At 64.4% G+C, this 2,703-nt stretch carries 5 protein-coding genes; 3 read left to right on the forward strand and 2 right to left on the reverse strand.

Annotated features, from left to right (window positions below):
* Positions 1–205 (reverse strand): LamB/YcsF family protein (locus tag DBR22_RS14295; RefSeq protein WP_181365192.1); only part of this gene is annotated, 205 nt, incomplete at its 3' end.
* Positions 206–311: 106 nt separating this feature from the next.
* Here DBR22_RS14295 and DBR22_RS14300 point away from each other — a divergent pair.
* From DBR22_RS14300 to DBR22_RS14310, 3 genes are all read left to right on the forward strand, one after another.
* Positions 312–1,004 carry a GntR family transcriptional regulator gene (locus DBR22_RS14300; protein WP_108599567.1) on the forward strand — a complete coding sequence of 231 codons (693 nt, stop codon included), beginning with the start codon at positions 312–314 and terminating at the stop codon, positions 1,002–1,004.
* A gap of 17 nt (positions 1,005–1,021) precedes the next feature.
* Positions 1,022–1,357 carry a hypothetical protein gene (locus DBR22_RS14305; RefSeq protein WP_108599568.1) on the forward strand — a complete coding sequence of 112 codons (336 nt, stop codon included), beginning with the start codon at positions 1,022–1,024 and terminating at the stop codon, positions 1,355–1,357.
* 155 nt (positions 1,358–1,512) lie between these two features.
* Entirely contained in the window at positions 1,513–2,454 is a 942-nt protein-coding gene (locus DBR22_RS14310; RefSeq protein ID WP_258229210.1) for a glycoside hydrolase family 43 protein, read from the forward strand.
* 4 nt (positions 2,455–2,458) lie between these two features.
* Here DBR22_RS14310 and DBR22_RS14315 read toward each other — a convergent pair.
* On the reverse strand, positions 2,459–2,703 hold a 245-nt coding region (locus DBR22_RS14315), incomplete at its 5' end, for a substrate-binding domain-containing protein (protein ID WP_146187508.1).

The raw sequence follows: 2,703 nt of genomic DNA on the forward strand, positions 1-2,703 counted from the left end.
GGTCGCGGTACCCGACGTGGGCGCCGATGACGACTCCGGCGGCGGCCGCCTCGCGGCAGGTCCGCCGGATCACGCTGGGATCACCGGCATGGAATCCGCAGGCCACGTTCGCGCTGGACACCGAGGCGAACATCGCGTTGTCATCGCCCAGGATCCAGCGGCCGAAGGATTCGCCGACGTCGCTGTTGAGGTCGATCGCTGTCATTTGTGATCCCCGTCTCATTGAGTGGTCTAACTAGGATGCACTAAAAGTAGCGATTGTTCAACAATCCTTCGATTCAACGATGTGACGATCGTGTAAATTCTCGGGTATGGCCACCACAGACGCGAACGTCCGCAGTACCGCAGGCCGCCTTCGGGTGGCCGTTCCGTCAGTGGCAGAGCGTGTGGCGGATGAACTTCGCCGCCAACTGGCTGAGGGAGCGCTGCTGCCGGGGGCGCGGCTCACCGAATCCACCATCGCCGAGGACCTGGGCGTCTCCCGGAACACCGTGCGTGAGGCCTTTGCCGAACTCGCCAGCGAACGGTTGGTGGTCCGCCATCCGAACCGCGGCGTCTTCGTCGCGAGCCTGGAGGCGGGGGACGTTCATGATGTCTATACGGTCCGCCGCGCCATCGAGGTCAGTTCGTTGCGGGCCGGCGGCGCGCCTGAGGGCGTGGCCGCCGTCCGGGCCGCAGTGGAGGAAGGCAAGCGTGCCGCGGCGGCAGGTGATGAGGATGCGATCGGCACCGCCAACCAGCATTTCCACGGCGCCATTGTTGCCCTGGCCGGTAGCCGGCGCCTGAACAGCATGATGGCCCAGGTGCTGGCCGAGATGCGCCTGTTTTTCCACAAGGCCACCGTGGATGCGCACTTCTACCAGCACTATCTGCGGGACAACGAGGAGATCTGCGAAGCCCTGGAAGCCGGGGAACCGGACCGCGCCGCAGACCTGCTGCTGGCCTACCTGGACCGCTCCGAGGACAGGATGGCGGACGTGCACGGGGAGGGCGGGACAGCCTGAGCCGGTAGGCTGGACTGATGAAACGTCGCCTTGCCGCCCTGTCCGCCGTCCCCCTGTTCCTCCTGCTGACCGCCTGCGGAGAGGTACAGCAGGCTGCGGAAAGCGCTGCCGGCGAGGCCGCCTCGAAGGTGGCCACCGCCGCCGCATCCGAGGTTAAAAAGCAGGTCTGCGCCGTGGTTGAAGACGGCCTGGTCAGTGCCTCGGACAAGGCAGCGCTCAGCGGACTGGTCGACGCCGCCAGCGCCGCCGGAGTGCCCGCAGAAATCACGACGCCGCTGGGCCAGATCGCCAAGTCCGGCGACCAGGTGCCGGCTGACTCAGTCGATGCACTGAAGGATGCCTGCGCCGCTTAACCCAGGCTTCGTGCCCGGGGCTGGAGTTTTATACATTTCCATTGGGCGAAAGTGATTCCCCGGACGGCTGCCAAGGAAGGCAAGACTGGTCTCGGCGCACCACTGGGCAAAGGTACCGGGTCGCGCTGAGCCGCCAAGCCGACGAAGGAACGCAGATGCCCGTTGAACAGCTCCGCCTTGAGGACATCCGGATGCGTGATCCATTCATCCTGGAGCCGTTTCCAGGTGAATTCGTCCTTTTCGGGACCACCGACGAGAACGTCTGGGGAGGACCCGCGACCGGTTTCGACTGCTACGTCAGCGATGATCTCGAGCACTGGGATGGACCCATTGCCGCGTTCCGCCCCCCGCAAGGCTTCTGGGCGGACAGCCAGTACTGGGCGCCGGAAGTCCACTCCCTTGACGGACGGTTCTTCATGATCGCCACCTTCGCCACCTCGACCGGCGCACGGCCCCGTGGAGTCGCGATCCTGGTAGCGGACCACCCCACAGGCCCTTACGAGCCGTGGAGCGATGGACCCGTGACACCGGCTTCGGAGCCAGGCCTGGACGGAACGCTCTTCCTTGATGACGGCGCTGTCCCCTGGCTGGTTTATAGCCGCGGCGCGGAGGGAACACCTGACAAAGCCGGAATTTCCGACGGCGAGATGTACGCGCTCCGCCTGTCACAGGACCTGAAAGTTGGCGTGGGTGAGCCGGTCCTGTTGTTCGCAGCGTCATCGGCAGCCTGGAGCAGGCCACTGCGGTTCCCGGACGGCGTTGAACCGCCGGAAGGCCTGAACCTTGCCAAGGACCCGATGTTCACCGATGGTCCCTTTCTCATCCGATCACCCGAGGGTTCGCTGCTGATGCTGTGGTCGAGCCACGGCGAGGCAGGATACGCGATGGGCATTGCCGAATCACACAGTGGAACCATCACCGGGCCCTGGACGCAGCACGACCAGCCCCTCTGGTCCAGCAACGGCGGCCACGGCATGATCCTCCACACCTCCAGCGGCCACGACTACCTGGTCTTCCACTGGCCAAACAACACCCCGGACGAACGGGTAAAGCTCACTGAAGTGGAGATCAAAGGGGCCCGGATCCGGATCTTGTGATGGCCTACGTGGCGGGAGCATTTGGCAGTTCGAGCATCGTTTTCAGGTACTTGGCTTCTGCTGCTGGTGAAGCGAGGAACGAGACAAAGGATTCTGCTTCGGCTGGTGTGGTGGTTTTTGCCCCGACGGCTGCGGAGAACTCTGTGTAGTGCTGGAGTTCTGCGGGCAGTGGGCCGACGATGTGAGCTTGGGGAACGAACAGCAGCTCGCTGAGCTGCTGGATGGCTATATCGGCGCGTCCGTCTACGA

Origin of the sequence: Arthrobacter sp. HMWF013 (assembly GCF_003061105.1) — a bacterium.
Lineage (GTDB): Bacteria > Actinomycetota > Actinomycetes > Actinomycetales > Micrococcaceae > Arthrobacter.

Coding starts and splice junctions, on each gene's coding strand:
- DBR22_RS14300 (WP_108599567.1), top strand. CDS start 312: ATGGCCACCACAGACGCGAACGTCCGCAGTACCGCAGGCCGCCTTCGG.
- DBR22_RS14305 (WP_108599568.1), top strand. CDS start 1,022: ATGAAACGTCGCCTTGCCGCCCTGTCCGCCGTCCCCCTGTTCCTCCTG.
- DBR22_RS14310 (WP_258229210.1), top strand. CDS start 1,513: ATGCCCGTTGAACAGCTCCGCCTTGAGGACATCCGGATGCGTGATCCA.